The 26718-nt window shown below is 71.7% G+C and carries 25 protein-coding genes; 14 read left to right on the forward strand and 11 right to left on the reverse strand.

Annotation, left to right across the window (positions count from 1 at the left end; genetic code table 11):
* Nucleotides 1-178: 178 nt before the first annotated feature.
* Nucleotides 179-1801: an MFS transporter gene (locus ACZ6SQ_RS05745; protein ID WP_469557049.1), complete on the reverse strand. Its 1623-nt coding sequence runs from the start codon at nt 1799-1801 to the stop codon at nt 179-181.
* 65 nt (nt 1802-1866) lie between these two features.
* Between ACZ6SQ_RS05745 and ACZ6SQ_RS05750 the strand changes: the two genes are divergently transcribed.
* The 3 genes from ACZ6SQ_RS05750 (at nt 1867) to ACZ6SQ_RS05760 (ending at nt 4749) form a co-directional block, all read left to right on the forward strand.
* Nucleotides 1867-2493 (forward strand): TetR family transcriptional regulator, encoded by a 627-nt coding sequence (locus ACZ6SQ_RS05750; protein WP_469557050.1) that lies wholly within the window; start codon nt 1867-1869, stop codon nt 2491-2493.
* A 126-nt stretch (nt 2494-2619) separates the two neighbouring features.
* Nucleotides 2620-3828, forward strand: coding sequence for an alpha/beta hydrolase (locus tag ACZ6SQ_RS05755; RefSeq protein WP_469557051.1), 1209 nt, complete (start codon nt 2620-2622; stop codon nt 3826-3828).
* A 66-nt stretch (nt 3829-3894) separates the two neighbouring features.
* Nucleotides 3895-4749 (forward strand): DUF4429 domain-containing protein, encoded by an 855-nt coding sequence (locus tag ACZ6SQ_RS05760; protein WP_469557214.1) that lies wholly within the window; start codon nt 3895-3897, stop codon nt 4747-4749.
* 31 nt (nt 4750-4780) lie between these two features.
* Here the strand turns inward: ACZ6SQ_RS05760 and ACZ6SQ_RS05765 are convergent, their stop codons facing one another.
* Both ACZ6SQ_RS05765 and ACZ6SQ_RS05770 read right to left on the reverse strand, forming a co-directional pair.
* Nucleotides 4781-5794, reverse strand: coding sequence for an aldo/keto reductase (locus ACZ6SQ_RS05765; protein WP_469557052.1), 1014 nt, complete (start codon nt 5792-5794; stop codon nt 4781-4783).
* On the reverse strand, nt 5791-6279 hold the full coding sequence (locus ACZ6SQ_RS05770) for a MerR family transcriptional regulator (protein ID WP_469557053.1): 489 nt from the start codon (nt 6277-6279) through the stop codon (nt 5791-5793). Before ACZ6SQ_RS05770 ends, ACZ6SQ_RS05765 begins: the two co-directional genes overlap by 4 nt.
* 470 nt (nt 6280-6749) lie before the next feature.
* On the opposite strand from ACZ6SQ_RS05770, the gene ACZ6SQ_RS05775 reads away from it, so the two are divergent.
* On the forward strand, nt 6750-7565 hold the full coding sequence (locus tag ACZ6SQ_RS05775; protein WP_469557054.1) for a serine hydrolase domain-containing protein: 816 nt from the start codon (nt 6750-6752) through the stop codon (nt 7563-7565).
* A 19-nt stretch (nt 7566-7584) separates the two neighbouring features.
* Here the strand turns inward: ACZ6SQ_RS05775 and ACZ6SQ_RS05780 are convergent, their stop codons facing one another.
* Nucleotides 7585-9846, reverse strand: coding sequence for an MMPL family transporter (locus ACZ6SQ_RS05780; protein ID WP_469557055.1), 2262 nt, complete (start codon nt 9844-9846; stop codon nt 7585-7587).
* Nucleotides 9847-9930: 84 nt separating this feature from the next.
* Nucleotides 9931-10617: a pirin family protein gene (locus ACZ6SQ_RS05785; RefSeq protein ID WP_469557216.1), complete on the reverse strand. Its 687-nt coding sequence runs from the start codon at nt 10615-10617 to the stop codon at nt 9931-9933.
* A gap of 86 nt (nt 10618-10703) precedes the next feature.
* On the opposite strand from ACZ6SQ_RS05785, the gene fasR reads away from it, so the two are divergent.
* The 5 genes from fasR to fabF all read left to right on the forward strand — a co-directional run bounded on the left by fasR (nt 10704) and on the right by fabF (nt 15592).
* The gene (fasR, locus tag ACZ6SQ_RS05790; RefSeq protein WP_469557056.1) at nt 10704-11909 is read left to right on the forward strand and encodes a fatty acid biosynthesis transcriptional regulator FasR; all 1206 of its coding nucleotides are present in this window, start codon (nt 10704-10706) and stop codon (nt 11907-11909) included.
* An 89-nt stretch (nt 11910-11998) separates the two neighbouring features.
* On the forward strand, nt 11999-12910 hold the full coding sequence (locus ACZ6SQ_RS05795) for an ACP S-malonyltransferase (protein ID WP_469557057.1): 912 nt from the start codon (nt 11999-12001) through the stop codon (nt 12908-12910).
* A gap of 30 nt (nt 12911-12940) precedes the next feature.
* A complete protein-coding gene (locus ACZ6SQ_RS05800; RefSeq protein ID WP_469557058.1) occupies nt 12941-13942 on the forward strand; it encodes a beta-ketoacyl-ACP synthase 3 in 1002 nt (333 codons plus the stop codon).
* Nucleotides 13943-13988: 46 nt separating this feature from the next.
* Nucleotides 13989-14237: an acyl carrier protein gene (locus ACZ6SQ_RS05805; RefSeq protein WP_004931691.1), complete on the forward strand. Its 249-nt coding sequence runs from the start codon at nt 13989-13991 to the stop codon at nt 14235-14237.
* Nucleotides 14238-14320: 83 nt separating this feature from the next.
* Nucleotides 14321-15592 carry a beta-ketoacyl-ACP synthase II gene (gene fabF, locus ACZ6SQ_RS05810; protein WP_469557059.1) on the forward strand — a complete coding sequence of 424 codons (1272 nt, stop codon included), beginning with the start codon at nt 14321-14323 and terminating at the stop codon, nt 15590-15592.
* A gap of 539 nt (nt 15593-16131) precedes the next feature.
* On the opposite strand, the gene ACZ6SQ_RS05815 is transcribed toward fabF, so the two are convergent.
* Nucleotides 16132-16626, reverse strand: a complete 495-nt coding sequence (locus ACZ6SQ_RS05815) for a DUF3145 domain-containing protein (protein ID WP_469557060.1) — start codon at nt 16624-16626, stop codon at nt 16132-16134.
* A gap of 258 nt (nt 16627-16884) precedes the next feature.
* Here ACZ6SQ_RS05815 and ACZ6SQ_RS05820 point away from each other — a divergent pair, with 258 nt between their 5' ends.
* The 3 genes from ACZ6SQ_RS05820 (at nt 16885) to ACZ6SQ_RS05830 (ending at nt 20156) form a co-directional block, all read left to right on the forward strand.
* Nucleotides 16885-17766 (forward strand): SGNH/GDSL hydrolase family protein, encoded by an 882-nt coding sequence (locus ACZ6SQ_RS05820; protein ID WP_469557062.1) that lies wholly within the window; start codon nt 16885-16887, stop codon nt 17764-17766.
* A gap of 35 nt (nt 17767-17801) precedes the next feature.
* A complete protein-coding gene (locus tag ACZ6SQ_RS05825; protein WP_469557067.1) occupies nt 17802-18773 on the forward strand; it encodes an aldose epimerase family protein in 972 nt (323 codons plus the stop codon).
* Between the two features lie 78 nt (nt 18774-18851).
* Nucleotides 18852-20156 carry a pyroglutamyl peptidase gene (locus ACZ6SQ_RS05830; protein ID WP_469557069.1) on the forward strand — a complete coding sequence of 435 codons (1305 nt, stop codon included), beginning with the start codon at nt 18852-18854 and terminating at the stop codon, nt 20154-20156.
* Here the strand turns inward: ACZ6SQ_RS05830 and ACZ6SQ_RS05835 are convergent.
* Both ACZ6SQ_RS05835 and ACZ6SQ_RS05840 read right to left on the reverse strand, forming a co-directional pair.
* Nucleotides 20128-20742, reverse strand: coding sequence for a LysE family translocator (locus ACZ6SQ_RS05835; protein WP_469557071.1), 615 nt, complete (start codon nt 20740-20742; stop codon nt 20128-20130). The genes ACZ6SQ_RS05830 and ACZ6SQ_RS05835 overlap by 29 nt on opposite strands.
* On the reverse strand, nt 20739-21539 hold the full coding sequence (locus tag ACZ6SQ_RS05840; RefSeq protein ID WP_469557073.1) for an EI24 domain-containing protein: 801 nt from the start codon (nt 21537-21539) through the stop codon (nt 20739-20741). The genes ACZ6SQ_RS05835 and ACZ6SQ_RS05840 overlap by 4 nt, the downstream gene beginning before the upstream one ends.
* 275 nt (nt 21540-21814) lie before the next feature.
* On the opposite strand from ACZ6SQ_RS05840, the gene ACZ6SQ_RS05845 reads away from it, so the two are divergent.
* Entirely contained in the window at nt 21815-22966 is a 1152-nt protein-coding gene (locus tag ACZ6SQ_RS05845) for a serine hydrolase domain-containing protein (protein ID WP_469557075.1), read from the forward strand.
* Nucleotides 22967-23071: 105 nt separating this feature from the next.
* Here the strand turns inward: ACZ6SQ_RS05845 and ACZ6SQ_RS05850 are convergent, their stop codons facing one another.
* Nucleotides 23072-23491, reverse strand: a complete 420-nt coding sequence (locus ACZ6SQ_RS05850) for an organic hydroperoxide resistance protein (protein WP_469557077.1) — start codon at nt 23489-23491, stop codon at nt 23072-23074.
* Nucleotides 23492-23641: 150 nt separating this feature from the next.
* The gene (locus tag ACZ6SQ_RS05855) at nt 23642-24640 is read right to left on the reverse strand and encodes an NADP-dependent oxidoreductase (RefSeq protein WP_469557078.1); all 999 of its coding nucleotides are present in this window, start codon (nt 24638-24640) and stop codon (nt 23642-23644) included.
* A gap of 124 nt (nt 24641-24764) precedes the next feature.
* Here ACZ6SQ_RS05855 and ACZ6SQ_RS05860 point away from each other — a divergent pair, with 124 nt between their 5' ends.
* Nucleotides 24765-25205, forward strand: a complete 441-nt coding sequence (locus tag ACZ6SQ_RS05860) for a MarR family winged helix-turn-helix transcriptional regulator (RefSeq protein ID WP_469557080.1) — start codon at nt 24765-24767, stop codon at nt 25203-25205.
* 581 nt (nt 25206-25786) lie between these two features.
* On the opposite strand, the gene ACZ6SQ_RS05865 is transcribed toward ACZ6SQ_RS05860, so the two are convergent.
* Nucleotides 25787-26575, reverse strand: coding sequence for an SCO2400 family protein (locus tag ACZ6SQ_RS05865; protein WP_469557082.1), 789 nt, complete (start codon nt 26573-26575; stop codon nt 25787-25789).
* Nucleotides 26576-26718: the final 143 nt, after the last annotated feature.

Genomic DNA, 26718 nt, shown 5'->3' on the forward strand with positions numbered 1-26718 from the left:
CTCCTCCTCTTCCCCTCTCTCCCTCGGGGCCCCCCCCCCCCCCCTCTCTCCCTCCCCCCCCCCCCCCCCCCCCCCCCCCCCCCCCCCCCCCCCCCCCCCCCCCCCCCCCGCGACCGTTGTGACGCCGCGTCGGGCTTGCAGGAGAGGCCCTGTTGCAGTGCCCCGCAGGGAACCGGCGTCAGATGTGGGCCGCGCCCGCGCCGCCCGCCTCCGCGTTCGCGCCGCGCTTCGTGAGGAGGGCGACCAGGACGGCCACGCCCGCGACCCCCGCGGCGACCAGGGAGGCGAGGCTCATGCCCGAGATGAAGGTGTCGTGGGCCACGTCAGTGATCTTGGCGACGATCTGCTCGGGCGTCCCCGGGGCGACCGGCGGCACGCCGACCTGAACCGCCTCGGAGGCCTTGTCGAGCTGCTCGGGGGTGAGCTCGGGCAGGCCCGCGCCGGTCCAGTTGCCCGCCAGGTCGCTGTCGACCTTCGAAGCCATGACCGCGCCGAGCACGGCCGTGCCGAGGCTGCCGCCGATCTGCATGGCGGCCTGCTGGAGACCGCCGGCCACACCGGACAGCTCCATGGGCGCGTTGCCGACGATGACCTCGGTGGCGCCGACCATGACCGGGGCGAGGCCCAGGCCGAGGAGGGCGAACCAGAGCGACATCAGACCGCTGCTCGTGTCCACCTCGAGCGTGGACATGCCGTACATGGCGAGCGCGGTGACCGCCATGCCGCCCGCGAGCGGGACACGCGGGCCGAGCTTGGTGATCAGGGCGCCCGCGAGCGGGGAGCCGACGATCATCATGCCGGTCAGCGGCAGCAGATGCAGGCCCGCGTCGATCGGGCTCATGCCGTGCACGTTCTGGAGGTAGAACGTCACGAAGAACAGGCCGCCCATGAACGCGATGGCCATCAGGACCATCAGCACCACACCGGCGGACAGTGCGACCGAGCGGAAGAGGGTCAGCGGGATCAGCGGTTCGCGGACCCGGGTCTCCCAGAACGCGAACAGCGCGAAGCCCAGCAGCGAGGCACCGATGAACGTCCACGTCCGGCCGGCGCCCCAGCCCCACTCCGGAGCCTTGATCAGGGCCCAGACCAGGCAGAACATCGCGCCCGACAGCAGGCCGATGCCGAGCAGGTCGAAGGAGCGCGGGGCGTTCTCGGCCCGGTGGTCGAGCAGGATCATCGCGCCGAGGACGAGCGCGAGGACGCCGACGGGGACGTTGATGAAGAACACCGACTGCCAGCTGACGTGCTCGACCAGCACGCCGCCGAGGATCGGGCCGCCCGCGGTGGAGGCACCGATGACCATGCCCCAGATGCCGATGGCCATGTTCAGCTTCTCGGCGGGGAAGGTGGCCCGCAGCAGGCCCAGCGCGGCCGGCATCAGCAGCGCGCCGAACAGACCCTGCAGGACGCGGAAGGCGACGACCGCGGCGATCGAGGAGGACAGGCCGATCGCGCCCGAGGCGGCGGCGAAGCCGACGACGCCTATCAGGAAGGTCTGCCGGTGGCCGAAGCGGTCACCGAGCTTGCCCGCGGTGATCAGGGTGACCGCGAGGGCGAGGAAGTACCCGTTGGTGATCCACTGGACGTCGGCGAAGCTGGCGTTCAGGTCCTTCTGGATCGCCGGGTTGGCGATGGCCACGATGGTGCCGTCCAGGGCCACCATCATGACGCCGACGGCGACGGTGAGCAGGGTGAACCACGGGTGCCCGCGCAGGCCCCGGACAGGCGCCGGGGCCGGCGGGGTGAGCGGTGCGCCGTCCCCCGGCCCCGTCTTGTCGATGGTGGTCTGACTAGTCATGCCCAGAGGCTAGTGACAGCCGCTGACAATTGACAAAAGAAATCAGTAGTCGGTAACTGACAGCTATGGAAACACTGCGCGAGCGCAAGAAACAGCGCACCCGGGACGCACTGGTCCGAGCCGCGTTCGAACTCTTCACCACCCGGGGCTACGAGCAGACCACCGTCGACGAGATCACCGAGACCGTCGAGGTCTCCCAGCGCACCTTCTTCCGCTACTTCGCGGGCAAGGAGGACGCCGCCCTCTGGGTCGCACACCTGACCGAGGAGCACTTCTACCAGGCCGTACACGCCCGTCCGGCACAGGAGCCGCCGCTGGAGGCGATGCGCCGGGCCGTGCTGGAGGGCTGGGACACCATCAGCGAGGTCATCGAGTCCGTCGTACCGCTGGAGCTGTATCTGCGGATGTGCCGGGTGATCGAGTCGACGCCGGCGCTGCTCGCAGCGCATCTGCGGCGGTCCGCCGACACCGAGGAGCGCTTCGCGCGGCTGATCGCCGAGCGCGAGGGCCTGGACGTGGACACCGACCTGCGGCCCAGGGTGGCGGTGGCCGTCTTCGGCGGGGTGATGCGGATGACCGAGCGGCAATGGAGCGCCCGCGACGAACTGAACGTGGAGGCGATCCGTGAACTGACGACCGCGTACCTCGATCAGGTGGGACCGGCGCTCGCGGGGAGCTGGCGCACCCCCTGACCGGGCGCCCCAGGTCGCCGAACGTGACCACGGCCGTACGGTCCGAGAGAGCGTACGAATCGTCAAACGTGATCCCCATCACTCAGTTCACGCGAGACCGTGTCGTTCTCCTAGTGTGTCCTCCCAGTGACTTCCTTCGACACCTCCCCGCAACTCAACGTCTGGCGCATGCTGCTCGCGCTGGCCGTGGTGTTCGTGATGCTGGCGACCACCGGCTGGACCGCCATGCGCGGCCACCGCACGACCACCGAGCTGGCGGCCTCGCTCTCCGCGTGGGAGCACGGCAGCATCGCCGGGCACCGGCTGCCCGACCCCGAGGCGGCGCCCGCGCTGCTGGCCGGCTTCTTCGCCACGCTCACCGAGGGCCAGCAGACCTCGCTCGCCCGCCGCTACCCGCTCGCGGTGGGCAACATGAACGGTGCCCCCGCCCAGCTGCGCTACCGGGCGAACCGCATCGCCCTCGGCAAGGCCCGCCGGGTCGAGCTCGCCCGCATGCACGACAAACGCCTGACGGCCTCGGGACAGCATCTGGCGGGACGCCGGATGCACCGCCTGGAGTCACTCATGGAGCCCGGCCGGCAGATCCTCTCCTTCGATCCCGACGGCACCGGACGGGTCGCCGAGGTGCTCGGGGATCTCGACAAGGCCGAGCGCGTCTCCGTCGTCGTCCCCGGGGTCGACACCGACCTGCTCACCTTCCAGCGCACCGACCGCCGTCACTCGGCCCCCGCCGGCATGGCCGGGGCGCTCTACGACGCCGAGCGCGCGGCGAGCCCCGGGACGCGGACGGCCGTCATCGCCTGGGCCGACTACACCGCCCCCAGCGGGCTGGGCATGGACGCGGCGACCGCGCTGCGCGCCGAGGCCGGGGCCGTACGGCTGAACGGGCTGCTGCGGGCGCTGCCCGGCGATGCCCCGGTGTCGCTGTTCTGCCACAGCTACGGCTCGGTGGTGTGCGGGGTGGGCGCGCGGTCCCTGCCCGGGCGGGTGACCGACATAGCGGTGGCCGGCAGCCCCGGCATGCGCGCCGAGAGGGCCTCCGGGCTCGGCACCGGCGCGCGGGTGTGGGCCATGCGGGACGCCGACGACTGGATCGAGGACGTGCCCCATCTGGAGCTCGGCGGCCTCGGACACGGTGCCGACCCGATGTCCCGCGAGTTCGGGGCGCGCGTGCTGTCGTCCCGCGACGCCCGGGGCCACGCGGGCTACTTCGTGCCGGGCACGGACAGCCTCAGGAACTTCGCCGAGATCGGCACCGGCGCGTACCGCGCGGTGGACTGCGCCGACGACAAGGACACGTGCCGGGCTGGTTTGTCCGACGGTGCGTCGGCCTGACGCGCGTAGAGGCGCAGGAACTGCGGTCCGCGCGGGGAGGGGACGGAGAAGCTCGTGCCACATACGATGAGCCGCATGGGTGACGTACTGGCCGGATTTCATGCCGCCTGGGAGTTCGAGTCCGACTCCGTGCTCATCCGCTACGAACGGGGGATTCGGACACCCAAGCTGTTCCAGGCTCTGAAGGAGCGCCGGGTGCCGCTGGCGGCGCTGCGGGGGGTGTCGCTGACGCCGGGACGGCGGGGGACGGTGGTGCTGCGCGCCGAGCTGCGGCCGGGCGCCGATCCACTGCTGGAGGCTGCCGCCGGGCAGCTGAAGGAGACCAGTGATCCGTACCGGCTGGTGCTGCCGGCCGAGCGTGAGGTGCTGGCCGAGTACTACGCCGACGAGCTGCGGGCGGCGCTGCCCGCGGACACCGGGGCGGCCGACCGGTTCCTGGTGCCCGCGCCGGAGCCGTCGTTGCAGTTCAAGGCGTACGACGGGAAGGCGTCCTTCGACGGGTCGACCGTCGGGTTCCGCTGGTTCTGGACCGGGGCGTCCTCGGCGAAGTGGAAGGCCGGGGACCAGAGCTTCGGCCTCTCCGAGCTCAGCGGTGTCGAATGGCGCTCGCCGGAGGTGTTCGAGGGGCATCTGCGGCTGCTGACCCGCGAGGGCGGGCAGCCCGCGCAGGCCGACCAGGACCCCGCGGCCGTGGTGTTCGGGCTCGGGTACGGGCCGGTGCACGAGTCGCTGCCGTTCGCCGCGGCGGTGCTGGCCGCGGTGCGGGACAAGGGGCCCGTCGCCGCGGTGCCGGCCGGACCCCGCAGGGACCCGGCCGACATCGCCGAGCGCATCCGGCATCTCGGCGAGCTGCACCGGGCCGGGCTGGTCACCGACGAGGAGTTCTCCGTGAAGAAGGCCGAACTCCTGGCGGAGCTCTAGCGGCTGTCCCGGCAGGCCTCGCTCGCCGGCCTCACTCGCGGCCGGCGGAGGTGAACGCCATGTTCGGGTATCGGTCGCCCGCCACCCGGGCCGCGATGCCGTCGAGGAGCTCGAGGTCCGTCTCGTCCAGGGCGATCCCCACGGCCGCCGTGTTCTCCGCCACCCTGGCGGGGCTGCGGGTGCCCGGGATCGGGATCACCGGGAGGCCGAAGACCTCCGTCCGCCGCTGCACCCAGGCCAGGGCGATCTGGCCGGGGGTGGCGCCGTGCCGGGCGGCGACCGTGCGGACCGGCTCCAGCAGGGCCGCGTTGGCGGCGGCGTTCTCGCCCGTGAAACGGGGCTGATGACGGCGGAAGTCGTCCGGGGAGAGGTCCTCGGCGCGGGCGAAGGAGCCGGTGAGGAAGCCCCGGCCCAGCGGGGAGTACGGCACCAGCGTGACTCCGAGCTCGGCGGCGGCCGGCACGACCTGGGCCTCGATGTCCCGGCTGAACAGGGACCACTCCGACTGGACGGCCGCGATCGGGTGGACCGCGTGGGCCTCGCGCAGTTCGGCGGCGGTGACCTCGCTGAGGCCGAGCTGCCGGACCTTGCCCTCGCGCACCAGGTCGGCCATGGTGCCGACGGACTCCTCCAGAGGGACGTTCACGTCCCGGCGGTGCATGTAGTAGAGGTCGATGACCTCCACGTCGAGGCGGCGGAGGCTGGCCTCGACGGCCTCGCGTATGTACGGCGGGTCGTTGCGGGTGATCCGGCCGGTCGGCTGGTCGGGCACCACGGCCAGGGCGAACTTGGTCGCGACGAGCAGTTCGTCGCGGTGGGCCCGGAAGAACGGGGACAGGAAGCGCTCGTTCTCGCCGGAGCCGTACATGTCCGCGGTGTCGTACAGCGTGACGCCCAGTTCCAGGGCCCGCTCCAGGGTGGCCCGGGACTCCTTCTCGTCCGAGGGGCCGTAGGCGAAGCTCATGCCCATGCAGCCCAGGCCCTGCACACCGGCTTCGGGGCCGTCCACGCCGAGGCGGGCGGTGGGAATCCGGTTGTCGGTCATCGGTTCGTCTCCGTTTCGCGGGCGTCTGCGGCGCCGCTGTAGATGCTGATCTTGCGGTCGAGCACGGCGAGGGTGTCGCGCAGTTCGGCGATCCGGGCGAGCACGTCCCGGCGGGTGGACTCCAGCAGCTCGCGCCGCTCCCCGTAGGTCTCCTCGCCCTCGCGCACCAGCTCGGCGTACCGGACCATGTCGGCGACCGGCATGCCGGTCAGCCGCAGCTTTCCGACGAGGTCGAGCCAGTCCAGGTCACGGTTGGTGTAGCGGCGCTGGCCGGTGTGCGAGCGGTCGATGTGGGACATCAGCCCGATCCGCTCGTACCAGCGCAGGGTGTGCGCCGTGAGGCCGGTGAAGGCCGCGACCTCGCTGATCGTGTAGCGGTCGTCGCCGTCGGGGCGGGGGTGCGTGGGGGGTGGGGCGGCACAGATGTCCGCGGGGGTCTGCGGGGCTCCTTCGGTGGTCACGGCCGTGGTCTGTGTCACCGTCATGGCCACCACGCTATGGCCTTCGAGCGTGCTCGAAGCAAGCGAGAACCGTAAGAAACCAGAGGGAGTTGTCCCGGCCTTCACCCCTGTCGGGGGTGGTTCGACCGGCGTCGGGCGGGCGCGGGTCCGTCGTGGCCGCTCGCGCAGTTCCCCGCGCCCCTACAAACCGAGCGGGGTGACTGCCGTCGGGCAGGTGCGGGTCCGTCGTGGCCGCTCGCGCAGTTCCCCGCGCCCCCAAAAGCCAGCGCCGTCGTGGTCCGTCGCGCAGTTCCCCGCGCCCCTATAAGCCAGCGCCGTCGGGGTCGGGGGTGGGAGGGGCGCGGGGAACTGCGCGAAAGGGGTTGAAGGGGCGGAGCCCCTGTGGGACGGGACGGGTAGGGGCGGCGGGGGCGAGGAAAGAAGGGACTCGGCGCCCCGCGGCCCGGTGCGACCCCTCGATGGAGTGGTGGTCGGCGGGCGCATAGGGTCGGGGTATGTCGTTGAAGAGCCTCGCGTTGATCGAGAACTGGCCGGTCCCCACCGCTGCGGCGGGTGTCGTGCGGGCCGACGGTACGGTCCTGGGCACGCACGGACCGGCCGGCCGGCGCTTCCCCCTGGCCTCGGTCACCAAGCCGCTGGCGGCGTACGCCGCGCTCGTGGCCCACGAGGAGGGCGCGATCGAGCTGGACGAGCCCGCCGGGCCGCCCGGCGCGACGGTCCGGCATCTGCTGGCGCACACCTCGGGCCTGGCCTTCGACGAGCACAAGGTGATGGGCGCGCCCGGCGAGCGGCGGCTGTACTCCAACGCCGGGTTCGAGCAGCTCGGCGACCACATCGCCAAGGCGACGGACATCCCGTTCGCGGAGTATCTGCGGCAGGCCGTGCTGACCCCGCTGGGGATGGACGACACCTCCCTGGAGGGCTCCTGCGCCAAGGACGGCGTCTCGACCGTCGAGGACCTGCTGCGGTTCGCGGCCGAGGTGCAGGCACCGCGCCTGCTGGACCCGCGCACGGTGGCCGACGCGATGACCGTGCAGTACCCGGGCACCAAGGGCGTACTGCCGGGCTACGGCCACCAGAACCCCAACGACTGGGGCCTCGGCTTCGAGATCCGCGACGGCAAGTCCCCGCACTGGACGGGCGCCTCGTCCTCCCCGCGCACCTTCGGCCACTTCGGGCAGTCGGGCACCTTCCTGTGGATCGACCCGGCCGCCGGAGCGGCCTGCGTGGCGCTGACGGACCGGGCGTTCGGGCCGTGGGCGGTCGAGGCGTGGCCGCCCTTCACGGACGCCGTGCGCGCGGAGCTGTAGGGCCGGAAGAGGGCGGCGCTCAGTCGACCTTCTCGCCCGCGCGGGGCGCGGGCAGGGCGCCGAGCTTCTCGCCCGCCCCCTCGGTGTCGATGTGCGGCAGGACGCGGTCCATCCAGCGCGGCAGCCACCACGCGTGCGGGCCGAGCAGGGTCATCACCGCGGGCACCATCAGCAGCCGCACCACGGTCGCGTCGATGAGCACACTGACGGCGAGACCGAGCCCCAGCATCTTCACCACGATGTTGTCGCTGACGATGAACGCCGCGAACACGCTCACCATGATCAGCGCGGCACAGGTGATGACCCGCGCGGTGATCTCCAGCGCGTGCGCCACCGAGGCCTTCGCGTCGCCGGTGCGGATCCAGGCCTCGTGCACCCGGCTCAGCAGGAAGATCTCGTAGTCCATGCTCAGGCCGAAGATGATGGCGAACATCATCATCGGCACATAGCTCTCGATGGGCACCTTGCCGTTGACGCCCAGGGCGGGCCCGCCCCAGCCCCACTGGAAGACGGCGACGACCACACCGTAGGACGCGGTGATCGACAGCACGTTGAGGACGGCCGCCTTCACCGCGACCAGCAGACCGCGGAAGACCGTGAGGACGATCAGGAAGGCCAGCCCCACCACGACCCCGATGATCAGCGCCAGCCGTTCGGCGACGATGTCGCGGAAGTCGACCTGGGCGGCCGTGGTGCCGGTGACATAGCCCTCGGCGTCGGTGCCGGAGACCGACTTGGGCAGGGTGTCGTCCACGAGCCGGTTCACCAGGTCGGTGGTGTCCTGGTTCTGCGGGGACACCTTGGAGTAGACCGTGCCGATCAGGACGTCGCCGTCCTGCGTCGGGCTGAGCGGGGAGACGAACGCGGCCCCCGAGACACCGTTGAGGGCCTTCTGGACGTTCGAGGACAGGTCCGAGCGCTGCGAGTCGGGGACCGAGGTCTGGTCGACGACGACGGTGAGGGGCCCGTTGGAGCCGGGGCCGAAGGCGTCGGACATCAGGTCGAAGGCCCGCCGGTCGGTGAACGAGGTCGGGTCCGCGCCGTCGCCGATGTGGCCGAGCTGGATCGTGAAGGCGGGGATCGCCAGCACCGCGATGACGGCGAGGCCCGCGGTCAGATAGCGCAGCGGATGGTGCTCGACGCGCTGGGCGTAGCGGTGCCAGGTGCCCGTGGCCTCCGCGCCGGGCTCGGCGCCGGCCTCGGCCTCGGCGACGGGCTTGCGCACGGTGTAGCGGTCGATACGGGTGCCGATCAGGCCGAGCAGGGCGGGGACCAGGGTCAGGGCGCCGAGGACCGCCGAGACGACCGTGACGGCCGCGGCGAGGCCCAGTTTCCCGATGAAGGACACCCCGGAGGCGTACAGGCCCATGAGGGCGACGATGACGGTGGTGCCGGAGACGAGCACGGCCCGTCCGCTGGTGGCGGCGGCGTGTCCGGCCGCGCGCACCGGATCGGCGCCGTCCATCAGGTTCTGCCGGTGCCGGGTGATCAGGAACAGGGCGTAGTCGATACCGACGCCGAGGCCGATCATCGTGGCGAGGGTGGGCGAGACGGTGGCGAAGGTGAACGCCGCGGCGAGCAGTCCGAGGCAGGCGAGGCCGCCGACCACCCCGATCAGGGCGGTGACCAGGGGAAGCCCGGCGGCGATCACACTGCCGAAGCCGATCAGCAGGACGACGATCGCGACGGCGAAGCCGATCAGCTCGCTGACCCGGTCGTCGGCCTCGGGCCGGGCCAGCTCGCCCAGCGAACCGCCGTACTCGACCTGGACACCGGCGCTCTTGAGCGGCTGCACGGCGTCGTCGACGCCGTCGAGGTAGCCGTCGCCGAGGGTGCTGGGCTGCTCGCTGAAGCGGATGGTGACGTAGGCGGTCTTCCCGTCGGAGGACACGGGTCCGACCTGGGAGGAGGTCGCGTCCAGCGGGTTCTGCACGGACAGGACGTGCGGCAGTTTCTGGAGGTCGCCGACGGTGGTCGACATCTGCGAGCTGTACGACGTCAGGGCCTTGTCGTCGTGCAGGACGATCTGGCTGCTGTAGCCGCCGGCCTGCGGGTCGTGCTTCTCGAGGACCTCCAGGCCCTTCTGGGACTGCGCGTCCGACAGGGAGAAGTTGTCGGAGTACTCGCCGCCGTAGAAGTGGTTGAGGGTCTGGAGCGCCCCGAGGGCGACCAGCCAGGCGATGATCACGATCACGAAGTGGCGTGCGCACCACTGGCCCAGTCCGCGCAGTCCCCCGGCCGGTGCCTCGCCCCGTCCCCCTGCTCCGTCACGAGCGGCCATGGTCGGGTCTCACTCCCTGCCGGGCGGGTGCCCTGGCCCTTCCCAGTAGACGCCCGGCGCCACCCGTCGGCATCTCGGGCCCCGCTAGGCCCTGTCCGCCCCAGGGCCCCCATCCGTCATGTCCGCCATCTCCCACATCAGCAGTTCCGCCCGCGACGCGGCGACGGCCGTCAGTTCCCTGGAGTCCGTGATCCGCACCGAGTCCCCCGCCGCGAGCGTCACCTCGTCCACCCGCACCTCGCCGCGTACGACGTGGACGTACACATGCGCCGCGTCCGGGACGGCCGTGCGCTCCCCGTCGGCCAGCCGCCGCACGTGCAGCAGGGCGCCGGCCTCGGGGACGGCGTACGGGGTGGAGTCGGCGATCCCCGTCACGGTGCCGTACACCGGGTCGCCGCCCGGGTCCCTCGGCGCCAGCCACATCTGAAGGAACGTCAGCGGGGTGTCCCCGTCGTTGCGTTCCACATGGCGGACCCCGGCCGCCGAGCTGAGGTGCTGCACGTCGCCCGGCCGCACCCGGGTCTCGCGGCCCGTGGAGTCGCGGTGGGTCAGCTCGCCCTCGACGACCCAGGTGATCAGCTCGGTGTGGCTGTGCGGGTGCTCGTCGAAGCCCGCGCCGGGCGCGAGGCGCTCCTCGTTGCAGGCGATCAGCGCGCCGAAACGGAGGTTGTCCGGGTCGTAGTGCGGCCCGAAGGAGAAGGCGTGCCAGGACTCGATCCCGGCCTGCGGTTCCCCGCCGCGGTAGCGCTCTGCGGCGCGCCGTACGTCCATCACGGACCCCACGGTAGACCCCGCGCGGACCCCCCGCCGACCCCCCATGACGCATGCTCCCGTCCGGATAAGGCAGTCTTGTCCCCGTGCCCGAACCCGAAGCCCGCACCCCGGCAGCCGCAGCGCGTCCCGCCCATCCGCACTCCGCGACGCTGAAGCGGCTGGAGAGGTCCTCCGGATCGCTCGCCGCCCAGGCCATCGCGCGGATGGACGAGACGCTGCCGTGGTACCGGGCGATGCCGCCGGAGAACCGCTCCTGGATCGGGCTCGTCGCCCAGGCGGGTATCGCCGCCTTCACCGAGTGGTTCCGGCACCCGGACGCCCCGCAGGCCATCTCCACCGATGTGTTCGGCACCGCGCCGCGCGAGCTGACCCGGGCGATCACGCTGCGCCAGACCGTGGAGATGGTGCGCACCACCATCGAGGTCATGGAGAGCGCGATCGACGAGGTCGCCGCCCCGGGCGACGAGCGCGTGCTGCGCGAGGCACTGCTGGTCTACGCCCGCGAGATCGCCTTCGCCACCGCGCAGGTCTACGCGCAGGCCGCCGAGGCACGGGGTGCCTGGGACGCGCGCCTGGAGTCGCTGGTGGTGAACGCGGTGCTGAGCGGCGAGGCCGACGAGGGCGCCGTCTCCCGGGCCGCGGCGCTGGGCTGGAACGCGCCGGACCATGTGTGCGTGGTGCTGGGCACGGCACCCGACGGCGACTCCGAGCTGACCGTGGAGGCCATCCGGCGGGCGGCGCGGCACGCCAAGCTCCAGGTGCTCACGGGGGTGCTGGGCGACCGCCTGGTGGTCATCGCGGGCGGCAGCGACAACCCGCTGGGCGTGGCGAAGTCGCTGATCGGACCGTTCGCCGCGGGGCCCGTCGTCGCCGGGCCCGTGGTGCCGGACCTGCTGGCCGCCACCCGGTCCGCGCAGGCCGCCGCGGCCGGACTGAAGGCCTGTTCGGCGTGGCAGGACGCGCCGCGGCCGGTGCTGGCGGACGATCTCCTGCCGGAGCGCGCCATCGCCGGAGACCCGAGTGCGCGCGAGCAGTTGGTGGAGGAGATCTACAGACCGCTCGAGGAGGCCGGATCGGCGCTCCTGGAGACGCTGAGCGTGTATCTGGAACAGGCGAGCAGTCTGGAGGGCGCGGCGCGGATGCTGTTCGTGCATCCCAACACCGTGCGCTACCGGCTTCGACGTGTGACTGACGTCACGGGCTGGTCGCCGTCGGATGTTCGGTCCGCGTTCACGCTGCGGATCGCGCTGATCCTGGGTCGACTGGCCGACGGTGACCTGCCTCTCTAGCGCATTGTCGGAAGCCCACAAAACCCCCTCGTGTTCTTCGTCCTAGTCCCCACGGGCGGCCGTGGCCGTCCACAAGAGAGAGTGTGAGAGTGTTCGTACTCGTCGCTCCCGGCCAGGGCGCTCAGACGCCCGGCTTCCTGACCCCCTGGCTCGAACTGCCCGGCGCCGCCGACCGGCTGGCCGCCTGGTCCGAGACCATCGGTCTGGACCTCGCCCACTACGGCACGCAGGCCGACGCCGACGCGATCCGCGACACGGCGGTCGCCCAGCCCCTGCTGGTCGCCGCCGGGATACTGTCCGCCTCGGCACTGGGTGCCACCACGCCGGGCGCCGTCGCGGGTCACAGCGTCGGTGAGATCACCGCCGCCGCCTTCGCCGGAGTCCTGGACGACACCGCGGCCCTCACCCTCGTGCGCAAGCGCGGTCTGGCCATGGCCGAGGCCGCGGCGATCACCGAGACCGGTATGTCGGCCCTGCTGGGCGGCGACCCCGAGGTCTCCGTCGCGCACCTGGAGAAGCTGGGCCTGACCCCGGCGAACGTCAACGGCGCCGGCCAGATCGTCGCCGCGGGCACGCTGGAGCAGCTCGCCGTGCTGGCCGAGGACAAGCCCGAGGGCGTCCGGAAGATCGTTCCGCTCAAGGTCGCCGGCGCCTTCCACACGCACCACATGTCCCCCGCGGTCGACGCGCTCGCGAAGGCCGCCGAGGAGCTGACCCCGGCCGACCCGAAGATCGCCTACGTCTCCAACAAGGACGGCCGCACCGTCGACTCCGGCGCGGAGGTCCTCTCCCGTCTGGTCGGCCAGGTCGCCAACCCGGTCCGCTGGGACCTGTGCATGGAGACGTTCAAGGAACTCGGTGTGACGGCGCTGATCGAGGTCTGCCCCGGCGGTACCCTGACCGGTCTGGCCAAGCGTGCGCTCCCCGGCGTCGCGACGCTGGCCCTGAAGACCCCCGACGATCTCGACGCGGCCCGCGCGCTCATGGCCGAGCACGCCTGACGCGACGTCCCCAGAAGGAGCCGAACGGACATGCCGAAGATCAAGCCCTCCAAGGGCGCCCCGTACGCGCGCATCCTGGGTGTGGGCGGCTACCGGCCGACCCGGGTCGTGCCCAACGAGGTGATCCTCGAGACGATCGACTCCTCCGACGAGTGGATCCGTTCGCGCTCCGGCATCCAGACCCGTCACTGGGCGAACGACGAGGAGACGGTCGCCGCGATGTCCGTCGAGGCGTCCGGCAAGGCCGTCGCCGACGCGGGCATCGAGGCCGCGCAGATCGGCGCGGTGATCGTCTCCACCGTCTCGCACTTCAAGCAGACCCCGGCCGTGGCCACCGAGATCGCCGACAAGCTGGGCACGAACAAGGCCGCCGCCTTCGACATCTCGGCCGGCTGCGCGGGCTTCGGCTACGGCCTGACCCTCGCCAAGGGCATGATCGTCGAGGGTTCGGCCGAATACGTCCTGGTCATCGGTGTCGAGCGGCTCAGCGACCTGACCGATCTGGAGGACCGCGCGACGGCCTTCCTGTTCGGTGACGGCGCGGGCGCGGTCGTCGTCGGCCCCTCGGACGTGCCCGCGATCGGCCCCACGGTCTGGGGCAGCGAGGGCGACAAGTCCGAGACCATCAAGCAGACCGTGCCGTGGACGGACTTCCGCGACGGCACCGTGGAGCGGTTCCCGGCCATCACCCAGGAGGGCCAGGCCGTCTTCCGCTGGGCCGTGTTCGAGATGGCGAAGGTCGCCAAGGAGGCGCTGGACGCCGCCGGGATCTCGCCCGAAGAACTGGACGTCTTCATCCCTCACCAGGCGAACGAGCGGATCATCGACTCGATGGTGAAGACCCTCAAACTGCCGGAGTCCGTCACCGTCGCCCGCGACGTGCGCACCACCGGCAACACCTCGGCCGCCTCGATCCCGCTCGCGATGGAGCGGCTCCTGGCGACCGGGGAGGCGAAGAGCGGTGACACCGCGCTCGTCATCGGCTTCGGGGCGGGTCTGGTCTACGCCGCCACGGTCGTTACCCTCCCCTAGGCACACCGCCACACCCTCTGAGAAACATCTACGAAGGAGCGCCGACATGGCCGCCACTCAGGAAGAGATCGTCGCCGGTCTCGCCGAGATCGTGAACGAGATCGCCGGCATCCCGGTCGAGGACGTCCAGCTGGACAAGTCCTTCACCGACGACCTGGACGTCGACTCGCTGTCCATGGTCGAGGTCGTCGTCGCCGCCGAAGAGCGCTTCGACGTCAAGATCCCGGACGACGACGTCAAGAACCTGAAGACGGTCGGTGACGCCACCGACTACATCCTCAAGCACCAGGCCTGATCTTCCGATCAACCCCCTGGGCTGACTGCCCCGCCACCCGGCGGTGGCGCCGCTGATTCCTCGATTCTGGAGAACGAATTCCCGTGAGCTCGACCAATCGCACCGTGGTCGTCACCGGTATCGGCGCAACCACACCGCTGGGTGGCGACGTGGCCTCCACCTGGGAGGGCCTGGTTGCCGGCAAGTCCGGTGTCAAGCCCCTGGAGCAGGAGTGGGCCGCCGAGCAGGCCGTCCGCATCGCCGCTCCGGTCGCCGTGGAGCCGACCGAGATCATCCCCCGGCCGCAGGCCCGCCGCCTCGACCGCTCGGCGCAGTTCGCGCTGGTCGCCGCTCAGGAGGCCTGGAAGGACGCCGGGTTCACCGGCAGGGCCGGCGAGGACAGCAGTGTCGACCCCGACCGCCTCGGCGCGGTCATCGCCTCCGGCATCGGCGGCGTGACGACCCTGCTCGACCAGTACGACGTGCTCAAGGAGAAGGGCGTCCGCCGCGTCTCCCCGCACACCGTCCCCATGCTCATGCCGAACGGCCCGTCGGCGAACGTCGGTCTGGCCGTGGGCGCCCGCGCGGGCGTGCACACGCCGGTCTCGGCGTGCGCGTCCGGCGCCGAGGCGATCGGCTACGCCATCGAGATGATCCGCTCCGGCCGCGCGGACATCGTCGTGGCCGGCGGCACCGAGGCGGCGATCCACCCGCTGCCCATCGCCGCGTTCGGCAACATGATGGCGATGTCCAAGAACAACGACGACCCGCAGGGCGCCTCGCGTCCCTACGACACCGGCCGCGACGGCTTCGTTCTCGGCGAGGGCGCGGGCGTTGTCGTCCTGGAGTCCGCGGAGCACGCGGCGAAGCGCGGGGCCCGCGTGTACGCCGAGGCCGTCGGCCAGGGCATCTCCGCCGACGGCCACGACATCGTGCAGCCGGAGCCGGAGGGGCGGGGCATCTCGCACGCCCTCCAGAACCTGCTCGACAACACCGACCTCGACCCGGCCGAGATCGTGCACGTGAACGCGCACGCGACGTCCACGCCGGCCGGTGACATCGCCGAGCTGAAGGCTCTGCGCAAGGTGTTCGGTGACGACGCCGACCACATGGCGGTGTCCGCGACCAAGTCGATGACCGGTCACCTGCTCGGTGGCGCCGGCGGTGTCGAGACCGTCGCGACCGTGCTCGCGCTGTACCACCGACTGGCTCCGCCGACCATCAACATCGAGAACCTCGACCCCGAGGCCGAGGCCAACGCGGATGTCGTGCGCGGCGAAGCCCGCAAGCTGCCCGTGGAGGGTCGTATCGCCGCTCTGAACGACTCGTTCGGGTTCGGTGGGCACAACGTGGTGTTGGCGTTCCGTACGGTGTGAGCTGCGCCGCTTGGCTGAAGTCGGCCCGGGTTTCGTGACGAAGCCCGGGCCGACTCGCCGTTTCACCCCCACTCCCCTTTCGGGTGCGGGCCGGTGGCCGCTTTTCGCGCAGTTCCCCGCGCCCCTAAAAGCAGACCGCTCTCGCGAACTGAACCGTCTCATCCCCGGGTGCGGACCGGTGACCGCTCCTCGCGCAGTTCCCCGCGCCCCTAAAAGCAGACCGCTCTCGCGAACTGAACCGTCTCATCCCCGGGTGCGGACCGGTGACCGCTCCTCGCGCAGTTCCCCGCGCCCCTAAAAGCAGGGCACTCCCGCACCCGACGACAAAGAGAAGCAACTCAGGGGCGCGAGGAACTGCGCAAAGAGCGACCACGCCCCGCACCCGACCCCTGAGGGAAGCCCCCAAGGGGCGCGGGGAACTGCGCGAAAAGCGAACGCGACCCGCACCCGACGACAAAGAGCAACCCCCCTCAGGGGCGCGGGGAGCTGCGCGAGAGGTGACCGTGGGCCGCACTCCTCGCGAGCGGCAAGTGCGGCTGTCAGACGACCTGGTGGAGCCAGCGGACCGGGGCGCCCTCGCCGGCGTAGCGGAAGGGCTCGAGTTCGTCGTCCCAGGGCTTGCCTAGGAGTTTGGTCAGCTCCCCTTCCAGATCAGTCTCACCGCGCTGACTGCGGAGCAGGGCCGCCCGCAGCCGGTCCTCGGGGATGAGGATGTCACCGTGGATGCCGGTGACGGCGTGGAAGATGCCGAGGTCGGGCGTGCAGCTGTAGCGCTCGCCCTCGGTGGTGGAGCTGGGCTCGGCGGTCACCTCGAACCGCAGCAGATGCCAGCCACGCAGCGCGGAGGCGAGCTTGGAGGCCGTGCCGGCCTGGCCCTGCCAGGAGAACTCCGAGCGCCAGGTGCCCGGCGCGGCGGGCTGGCGGATCCAGTCGAGGTTGACGCGGGTGCCGAGCACCCCGGCGACGGCCCACTCGACGTGCGGGCACAGCGCGCGCGGAGCGGAGTGCACGTACAGAACTCCACGTGTCGTCACCGGGACCTCCGGGCAGAGCGGGACAGGCGGGCCGAGCGGCTGGCAGGACAGCCACGCTGATGGCGAGGCTACCGTGCGGCGGGGCAAGGAGTGTGACGTACCGTCGGTCCCGGTACCCGGAAACACACACCATTCACCCGGCAGGACGCCTGTGCGTGTCCGGAGCGTCACGGTCGGCGTATCCGGGAACTCCCGGACGTTGTCATGGTGGGGGTCGGGCGGGACGACGCCTGTCCGTCGGCCGAGGGGATCAGCAGGATGCGCAACCGTGTCTGGAGCGTCGCCGCCGTGCTGACGGCTGCCGTCGTCGGCGTCGCCGCGTGCGACGCGGTGGGCGGGAACTCCCCCTCGCCGACCGGCACCCGGGCCGCGCCCTCGCCCTCGCCGACGCCGGTGTGGGACCGCAGCCCCGGGTCGGTCGCGGCGGTGGGCGACTCGATCACCCGCGCCTTCGACGCGTGCGGGGTGCTGTCGGACTGCCCGGAGGTGTCCTGGGCGACCGGGAGCAGCGCGGAGGTGGACAGTCTCGCGGTCCGGCTGCTGGGGCGGACCCGGGCGGCGGAGCGCAGCTGGAACTACGCGGTGACCGGGGCCCGGATGGCCGATCTCCCGGGTCAGATGGCGCGGGCGGTGACCCGCTCCCCGGAGCTGGTCACGGTGATGGCGGGGGCCAACGACGCCTGTCGGCAGTCCGCCGCGGCGATGACCCCGGTGGCGGACTTCCGGGCCTCCTTCGAGGACGCGCTGCACACCCTGCGCCGCTCGCTGCCGAAGGCGCAGGTGTATGTGGCGAGCGTGCCCGATCTGAAGCGGCTGTGGTCGCAGGGCCGGACCAGCGACCTGGGCAAGCAGGTGTGGAAGCTGGGCATCTGCCCCTCGATGCTGGCCGACGCTGACGCGCTGGACGCGGCGGCCGACGAGCGGCGCGCGACGGTGCAGCGGCGCGTGGAGGAGTACAACGAGGTGCTGCGGGAGGTGTGCGCGAAGGACGAGCGCTGCCGCTTCGACGGGGGCGCGGTGTACGCGTACCGCTTCGGCGGCGCGCAGCTCAGCCGCTGGGACTGGTTCCATCCGAGTGTCGACGGACAGGCCCGGCTCGCGGAGATCGCCTACCGGACCGTGACGGCGAAGGACGCCTGACCCGGGGCCTGTCCGGCAGGCCTTAGGCTCCCCTCGTGATCGAACACTTTGGAACACTTTCCGACGGCACCCCGGTCCACCGCTGCACCCTGGAGCGGGCGGGCGTCCGGGTGCGGGTGCTGTCGTACGGCGGCATCGTGCAGTCCGTCGAGACGCCGGACCGCGAGGGGCAGCGGGCGGACGTGGTGCTGGGGTTCGCCTCCCTCGACGGCTATCTGGCGCTTCCCGGGCCGTACTTCGGGGCGCTGGTCGGGCGGTACGCGAACCGGATCGCGGCCGGCCGCTTCCCGCTGGACGGGCTGACCTACGCGCTGGAGCAGAACAGCGGGCCCAACTCCCTGCACGGCGGCGCGTACGGCTTCGACAAGCGAGTGTGGGACCTGACGCCGGTGGAGCACGGCGTACGGCTGTCCCGGGTCTCCCCGCACGGCGAGGAGGGCTTCCCGGGGCGTCTGGAGGTGTCGGCGCAGTACACGCTGGACGCGTCGGGCGCGCTGCGCATCGCCTACGAGGCGGTCACCGACACGCCGACCGTGGTGAACCTGACGAACCACAGCTACTTCAACCTGGCCGGGGCCGGGCCCGCAGGCGGCCACGAACTGCGTGTGGACGCCTCGCGCTACACCCTCGCCGACGCCGATCTGATCCCGACCGGCGAGTTCGCCGACGTCACCGGCACCCGCTTCGACTTCCGCGCGCCGCGCCGCATCGGGGCGGGCTACGACCACAACTTCGTGCTGGACAAGGGTGTGACGACGGAGCCCGTCGAGGTGGCCGAGCTGTACGACCCGGAGTCCGGGCGGGTCCTGACGGTGTCCACCACCGAGCCGGGTCTGCAGCTCTACACCGCCGAGCATCTGTCGGCCCCGTTCGCGCCGGGCGACGGGGTCGCGCTGGAGACCCAGCACTTCCCGGACTCCCCCAACCGTCCGGAGTTCCCGAGCACGGTGCTGCGGCCGGGGCAGGTGTTCCGCTCGGCGTCGGTGTACGCCTTCTCGGCGCGCTGAGGCGGCGGGCGCGGTTCCGGCGTCGTGAGGCGGGGTAGGACCTCGCTTCTCCACGGCGACGAAAGGAACTGAAGTCACGTGCGTCTCATACGTGTTCGGACGGGCGTCATCGGGGTCGGGCTGTTACTCGCGGCGGGGCTCCCGGCCCCGTTCACCTCGGCGGCCGCCGAAGCACCGGCCGTCGAGGCACCTGGCGCAGAGGCACCGGCCGTCGAGTCACCGGCCGTCGAGTCACCGACCGTCGAGGAGCGGCGGCTGGAGCAGGCGGTGCCCCAGGAGATCCTGCGCCGGTCGGGATTCGACTCCGTGGCACCGGAGTTCGCACGGGAGCTCGGCCGGGCGGACTCCTACGCGCAGGCCCGCCGGACCGTCGTACGCGCCGGGTCGGCCCTGTGGCGGCGGGCGGTGGACCGGGCCCAGGGGCGCGGCCCGGCCGGCGGGGACCTGAGCCGGGACGACGACCGGCCGCTGTACTGGGCGCGGCTCGGTCTGACCAGGGAAGTACGGGCGTTCCAGCCGGAGTTCGAGCTGACGGACGCCCGGCGGGCCGCGCTGCTGGACGCCCTGGAGCGGACCTCGCGCGGGCAGGACGACATCCGTCTGCCGCACGGCAAGGGCGTCCGGCGGGTCCTGGTCACCGGCTTCGACCCGTTCACGCTGGACCGGGACATCCGGATCTCCAACCCGTCCGGGGCGAGCGCGCTGGCGCTGGACGGCACGGTGATCGAGACGGCCGCCGGCCCGGCGCGGGTGGAGACGGCCGTGTTCCCGGTGCGCTGGCGGGACTTCGCCGAGGGCACGGTCGAGCGGACGCTGCGGCCGTATCTGGCGCGTGCCGATCTGTTCGCGACCGTGAGCCAGGGCCGGGTGGGCAGGTTCGACGTCGAGCGCACCAACGGGGCCTGGCGGGGCGGCTTCCCGGACAACGACAACATCTCCCGCACGGAGACCGTGCCGGTCGCTGACCCGGCCACGCAGCCGCAGTGGACGTCCACGACGCTGCCGTACGCGCGGATCACGACGGCGGCGACGGGGCGTTTCCCCGTGTACGACAACACGTCGGTGACCGAGATCCCGGCGGGCGGCACCGACCCCGTGGTGCGTCCGGACGGGCCGACGCCCGGTTCGGCCGCGCGGGCCGGTGGCGGCGGGAACTATCTGTCGAACGAGATCGCCTACCGGGCCACGCTGCTGCGCGACCGGCTCGGGCTGGGCGGGACCCTGCCGGGCGGGCATGTGCACACACCGGTGCTGCAGTTCGGGGCCGGGAACACCACGGAGGTGACCGACCCCGAGTTCGTGCGCAACCGGCTGGACATCGTCGCCCAGGTGCGGGCGGTCCTCGCGGTGGCCGTCAGTGCGACGGGGCGAACGCGAGGCTGACGCCGAGGCCCGCCAGCAGGGAGCCGATGACCTTGTTGAGGACCTTCTGGGCGCGCAGCATCGCGGTCCTCATGCGCTCCTGCGAGAAGAACACGGCGACCACGCCGAACCACAGCAGATGGGCGAGCGACATGAACAGGCCGTAGCCCGCCTGCTGCCACAGCGGTGTGCCGGGGCCGACCACCTGGGCGAAGGTAGAGACGACGAACAGGGTCGTCTTGGGGTTGAGGACGTTGGTGAGGAAGCCGCCGCGCAGCGCGGCGAGCGGGGTCAGGCCGGTGTGCTGCTCCAGGTCGACCTTCAGCTCGCCGCGGGTGCGGAAGGTGCGCACGCCGATGTACACGAGGTAGGCGGCGCCGGTGAGCTTGATGACGGTGAACAGGAAGGTGGAGGACGCGATCAGCAGGCCCACGCCGAGCATGGTGTAGGTGACGTGGACCAGCACACCGGCGGCGACTCCGGTGGCGGCGAGCAGTCCGGTGCGGCGGCCGTGCAGATAGCTGTTGCGGACGATCATGGCGAAGTCGGCGCCGGGGGCGATGACGGCCAGGACGGTGATGACGGCGACGGCGAGTATCTCGGTCACGCGGTGACGTTCTCCTCTTCTGTCTCGTCCTCCACGGCCCCTTCGCCCACGGTCTCCTCGCCGAGCAGCTCACGGGCCATGAGGGTGGCGCCCGCGACCGCGCCCGGCATCAGGAAGACCGCCACGAAGGGCACCAGGAAGGCCAGGGCGAGGGGCGTTCCGAAGCCCCAGACCAGGGTTCTGCGGGAGCGCAGCAGGGTGAGGCGGTCGCGCAGTTCGACACCGCGGCGCTGGAGGGCGACGGCGGCCAGTTCCTCGGTGAGGAAGAAGCCGGTGACGACGAAGCCGAGCACGGGCACGACGGTCTGGCCGAAGACGGGGACGAGCCCCAGCGCGAACAGCAGCACACCCCAGCACAGGGCCCGTGCGACGATGCGCAGGCTGTCCCGGGCGGAGATCCACAGTTCCCGCCACAGCGGCAGCCCCGACTCGGGGGCGGTGCCGTCGGGCGACACGTCCCGGTCGACCCGCTCCGACAGGCTCTCGTAGAACGGCTGCCCGATCAGCAGGGTCACCGCGGTGAAGGTGAGCACGGAGAGCAGCATGCCGAGCGCCCACAGCACGACGGTGAGGAAGCCGCGGAGCAGGCCGTCCCAGGGACTCGACCAGTCGTCGGCGAACGGCGTCGCCCATGTCACGAAGTCGTCGCCCCAGACGGCCAGCGCCACCAGCGCGCCGGCGTACAGCACCAGTGTGATCAGACCGGGGATCAGCCCGAACTCGTACTGCTTCCCGTGCCGGGCCACCCACCGCTGGCCCTTCACGAGGTACTTGAAACCCACCCCGAGATCGCGCATGGGCGCACTCTATCGGGCGACGATCGGGCCGCTCGGGGGGCGGTTGGCCCACGGGCGCCTCTTGTTGCGGTTGAGTCGAACAGGTACGTCTCGCCGTACCGATCCCAGGAAGCCCGGAGGAGGTACGTGTGCGCACCACCGCAAGCGCTCTGATCGCCCTCGCTCTCCCGGCCGGCTCCTTCGCTCACTCCCAGAGGGAATTCCCGCAGGTGGCTCGGGCATTGTTGATCACGGCGCAGACCCGCAGAGGCTGAGTCGACGTTGAAGGAGAGCGGATGACGCAGGAGATCCACGGCACCGTCGCCGACGGCTACGAGGCGGTACGCGAGGAGTTCGCCGCGTTCGTGGCGGACGAGCGCCCCGATTACGAGGGGCAGTTGTGCGCCTATGTGCACGGCAGACAGGTCGTGGACCTGTGGTCCGGCGACGGCGCGCGGGGCGACTCGCTGTACGGCGTGTTCTCCACGACCAAGGGTGCGGCGCACCTCGTGGTGGCGCTGCTCGTGCAGGACGGCACCCTCGAACTGGACCGGAAGGTCACCTACTACTGGCCGGAGTTCGGCGCCGAGGGCAAGGGTTCGGTGACCCTGCGGGATCTGCTGGCGCACCGGGCGGGTGTGGTGGGGCTGGACGCCGGGTTCAGCCGGGCGGAGCTGGCCGACGACCGGCTCGTCGCCGAGCGGCTGGCCGACCAGAAGCCGTTCTGGCGGCCCGGCACGGCGTTCGGCTACCACGCGCTGGTGATCGGCGCGCTCACCGGTGAAGTCGTGCGGCGGGCGACCGGCCGGACGACCCAGGACCTGTTCGAGGAGCGGGTCCGGGCGCCGTACGGGCTGGACTTCTACCTCGGTCTGCCCGAGGCGCTGGAGCCGCGCTACCGCAGTGTCCAGCCGCTGGAGCCCACGCCGCAGCAGCAGGCCGCGCTGGACGCGGCACCGACCGGGCGTCACTCGCTGACCTCGATCGCCTTCAACACGCACGTCCCGGACCCCGGGGAGCTGGTGGACCACGCCAACTCCCGTGCCGTACGGGCGAAGGGTCCCGCCTCGGCGGGCGGGGTCGCCGCCGCGCGCGGGATCGCCGGGATGTACGCGGCGGCGATCAGCGAGGTGGAGGGGCGTCCGCCGCTGCTGAAGCCGGACACCGTCGCCGAGGTCGGCCAGATCCACTCCGTCGGCCACGATCTGGTGGCCCGCATGCACAAGGCGTTCGGGCTGGGCTTCCAGGCGACCGCGGCGAACTGGTACCCGTTCCTCGGCGCCGGGTCCTTCGGCCACAGCGGCGCGGGCGGCTCCCAGGGGTTCGCCGACCCGCGCTCCGGGCTGGCGTACGGCTACACGCGGCGCCGGTGTTCCTTCCCCGGCGGGGCGGCCCTGGAGAACGAGCGGTTCGTGAAGGCCGTGCACGACGTGGCTCTGGCCGGCTGACTGTGGACGGCTGACGGCTGACGGCTGACCGGACGGCTGACCGGACGGGCAAGGGCCGCACCCCACGTCCAGGGGTGCGGCCCTCGTCCTACGCAACGACGGATGTCAGACGAGCGTCACGGTGATGTTCCCGCGGATCGCCTTCGAGTACGGGCAGATCTCGTGGGCCTGCTTGATCAGCGTGGCCGCCGTCTCGGCGTCGGCGTTCGGGATGTCGGCCGAGATCTCGACGATGATGCCGAAGCCGTCCTCGTTCTTGCCGATGCCGACCTTCGCGGTGACGGTCGAGCCGGAGACGTCGGCGCCCTCCTGGCGCGCGGCGACGGCCAGCGCGCCCTGGAAGCAGGCGCTGTAGCCGGCGGCGAACAGCTGCTCCGGGTTGGTGCCGGCGCCGCTGCCGCCCATCGCGACGGGCGGGTTCACCACGACGTCGAGTTTCCCGTCGTCGGTGGCGACCCGGCCGTCACGGCCGTTCTCGGCGGTGGCGACGGCCGTGTACAGGACATCGGACTGCTGGATGGGCATACGGTGCTCTTCCTCTTCGTCCGCGACGACTCGCGCCCACGATCGCCGACGGGTTCGGAAAGAAGTTACCGCATACCGGAAAGGTGACACCAGGGCCGGTGCCACGCCTCCGGGTTTCGGGTTTCGGGTTTCGGGTTTTTCGGGTTTCGGCTACAGCTTGACGATCATCTTTCCGGTGTTGTCGCCGCGGAGGACCCCGAGGAACGCCTCCAGGTTGTTCTCGATGCCCTCGACGACCGTCTCGCGATACTTCAGCGCGCCCGAGGCGACCCAGGGGCCGACCTCGCGCACGAACTGCGGCTGGAGGTCGTTGTGGTCGTTGACCAGGAGGCCCTCGATGCGGCCGCGGGTCTGGATCAGCCGGGCGAGGTTCCTCGGGCCGGGGGCCGGCTCGGTGTTGTTGTAGACCGAGATCATGCCGCAGACGGCGATCCGGCCGCCCTGGTTCAGGGAGCCGATCGCGGCCTCGAGGTGGTCGCCGCCGACGTTGTCGAAGTACACGTCGACGCCGTTCGGCGCGGCCGCGCGCAGCTGCTCGGAGACGGGACCGCTCTTGTAGTTGAAGGCGGCGTCGAAGCCGTACTCCTCGACCAGCAGCTTGACCTTGTCGTCGGAGCCCGCCGAGCCGATCACCCGCGAGGCGCCCTTCAGCTTCGCTATCTGGCCGACCTGGCTACCGACCGCACCCGCGGCGCCGGAGACGAACACGATGTCGCCCTCCTTGAAGGCGGCCGTGCGCAGCAGGCCCGCGTACGCGGTGAGGCCGGGCATGCCCAGTACGCCGAGGTACGTGGACAGGGGCGCGGCGTTCGCGTCGACCTTGATGGCGTGCTTGCCGCCCAGGACGGCGTACTCGCGCCAGCCGAGGAAGTGCAGCAGGTGGTCTCCGACCTCGATGCCCTCGGCGTTCGAGGCGACGACCTCGCCGACCGCGCCGCCCTGCATGACCTTGCCGAGCTCGAACGGGTCGACGTAGGACTTGGCGGCGCTCATACGGCCGCGCATGTACGGGTCGACCGACAGGTACAGGTTCCGCACCAGGACCTGCCCCTCGCCGGGGGTCGGGACCTCGGTCTCCACCAGGGCGAAGTCCTCGGCCTTGGGCCAGCCGACGGGACGGCTGAGCAGGTGCCACTCGCGGTTGATCATGGGGGGTGCCTTTCGGGATCGCCTGGGGCTGGGCCGCCGGGGCCGGGGGAGATTACTTCAGCGTCTGAAACAACCATGAGGGTGAATATTTCAGGTTGTCAAGTAATCGGGGTAGAGTTGGACCATGGCCCATCCCTCGCGACCCCGTCCCGACGAGCTGACCCTCGAGGTCGTCGACCTCATCGCGTCGGTCGTCGCCCGCTATCACGAGGAGTACGAGGAGGCTGCGGCCGAGCATGCGCTGACCGGGGCGCAGGCGAAGCTGCTGGGGTTGCTGACGCTCGAGCCGCTGCCCATGCGGAAGCTGGCGCAGCGGCTGAAGTGCGAGCCGTCGAATGTGACCGGGATCGTGGATCGGCTGGAGGCGCGGGGGCTTGTGTCCCGGCAGCCGGATCCCGCCGACCGGCGGGTGAAGGTGGCGGTGGTCACGGAGGAGGGGCGGGGGGTGGCGCGGAGTCTGCGGGAGTCTCTGCGGTTCGCCCGGGAGCCGCTGGCGGGGTTGTCCGTCGAGGAGCGGGTTTCCCTCCGGGGGTTGTTGCAGAGGATGCTCGACTCTTCGCCGTAGGGGTTGACGACGGTCGTCGACTGCGGCAGTTCGCGCAGTTCCCCGCGCCCCTACAGGGGTTTCGCTCGGGTCGGCCGATACGTGCGCTGCCCCGGGCAACAGGGGCGTCCCGCCCTCGGTTGTCGGCTTTCCACCGGACGTGGTTGCTCGCGCAGTTCCCCGCGCCCCCAAAAGAAGGGCGTCTCGCTCGCGCGTAGCCGGGCGCCACTGAAGACGACCCCTCAGGCACACGCCCTCAAGGGGCGCGGGGAACTGCGCGAACGGCCACAGCCGAGCCGCGCGTCGGCACGAGACACCAAGCCCCAGACACCCAAGGCGGCGCGGGGAACTGCGCGAGCAACCACGTCCGAGCCGCAAGCCAGCAACGGACACCAAGCCGCACACACCCAAGGGGCGCGGGGAACTGCGCGAACGGCCACAGCCGAGCCGCGCGTCGGCACGAGACACCGAGCCACGAACGCCCAAGGGGCGCGGGGAACTGCGCGAGCAACCACGTCCGAGCCGCAAGTCGACAATGCACACCAAGCCCGCAGGGACCTGAGGGGCGCGGGGAACTGCGCGAATGGCGATGCCGGCGGGGGTTACGCACACCACCACAGGAAGCGGTTGCAGGTTTCCGAAGGGGTGGGGCGGGGGTTCTTGGGCGGCGTCGAGGTGGGGCCCTGGGACGCCGGGGCCGGGTCCTGGGTGGGGGGCGGGTTGCCCGCCGACGTCGGCGCCGAGGCGGCGGAGGAGGGCGGCGGCGCCGAACTCGGCACCGCCTCCGGCGACGCGGACCGGCTCGCCGAGTCCGAGTCCGAGTCCGAGGGCGAAGGGGAGGCGGTCGGCGAAGCCGAGTCGCGAGGACCCGGCACCTCGGAAGCCGCCGGGTCGGAGAGCGGGTCGGCCGAGGGGTCGGCACCCACCTCTCCGGAGGTACCACCGTCCGGCCCCTGGCCACTCCCCGCCACGGCCGGCTCCGGCGAGGACCCCGGCGCCTCCAGGCCGAGCTCGGCCAGCCCGAGACCACCCGCGGCCAGCACGAAGCCCACGGCTATCAGCACCGTCCGGCGACGCCGGCGCCGATGCGCGGCCGCCTTGCGGTCCCGGCGGCTCACACCCGAGCGCCGCGAAGCACGACCGGGCGACGGCTCGGCCGGAGCCCCCTCCGCCTCGCGGGACGGACCCGCCGCGAACCCCTCCGCCTCGCGGTACGGACCTGCCGCGGCACCCTCCACCCCGCCGGCGGAACCCCCGCCGGCAGCGCCCCCCTCGCGCGCGAGTTCGTCGTCGTACGCGGGCTCCGCGGGCAGGCGGTCGGCCGGGAGGCCGCATCCCGGGCAGGCGAGCGCGCCGTTGAGGTGCCGTCGGCAGGGGTGGCAGTAGTCCATGACGCCGGAAGATTAAGTTCCCGACACATCACGTTCCTAGGCGTCCCCGTGAAGGTTCTGTAGGGAACCGGCCGTTCCGGCGTGGCACGTTGAGAACGCGGGGTTTCGAAAGTACCGAAACCGTTATCTGTGCGACCCATTGA

It is taken from the genome of Streptomyces sp. NPDC048600, assembly GCF_055587025.1.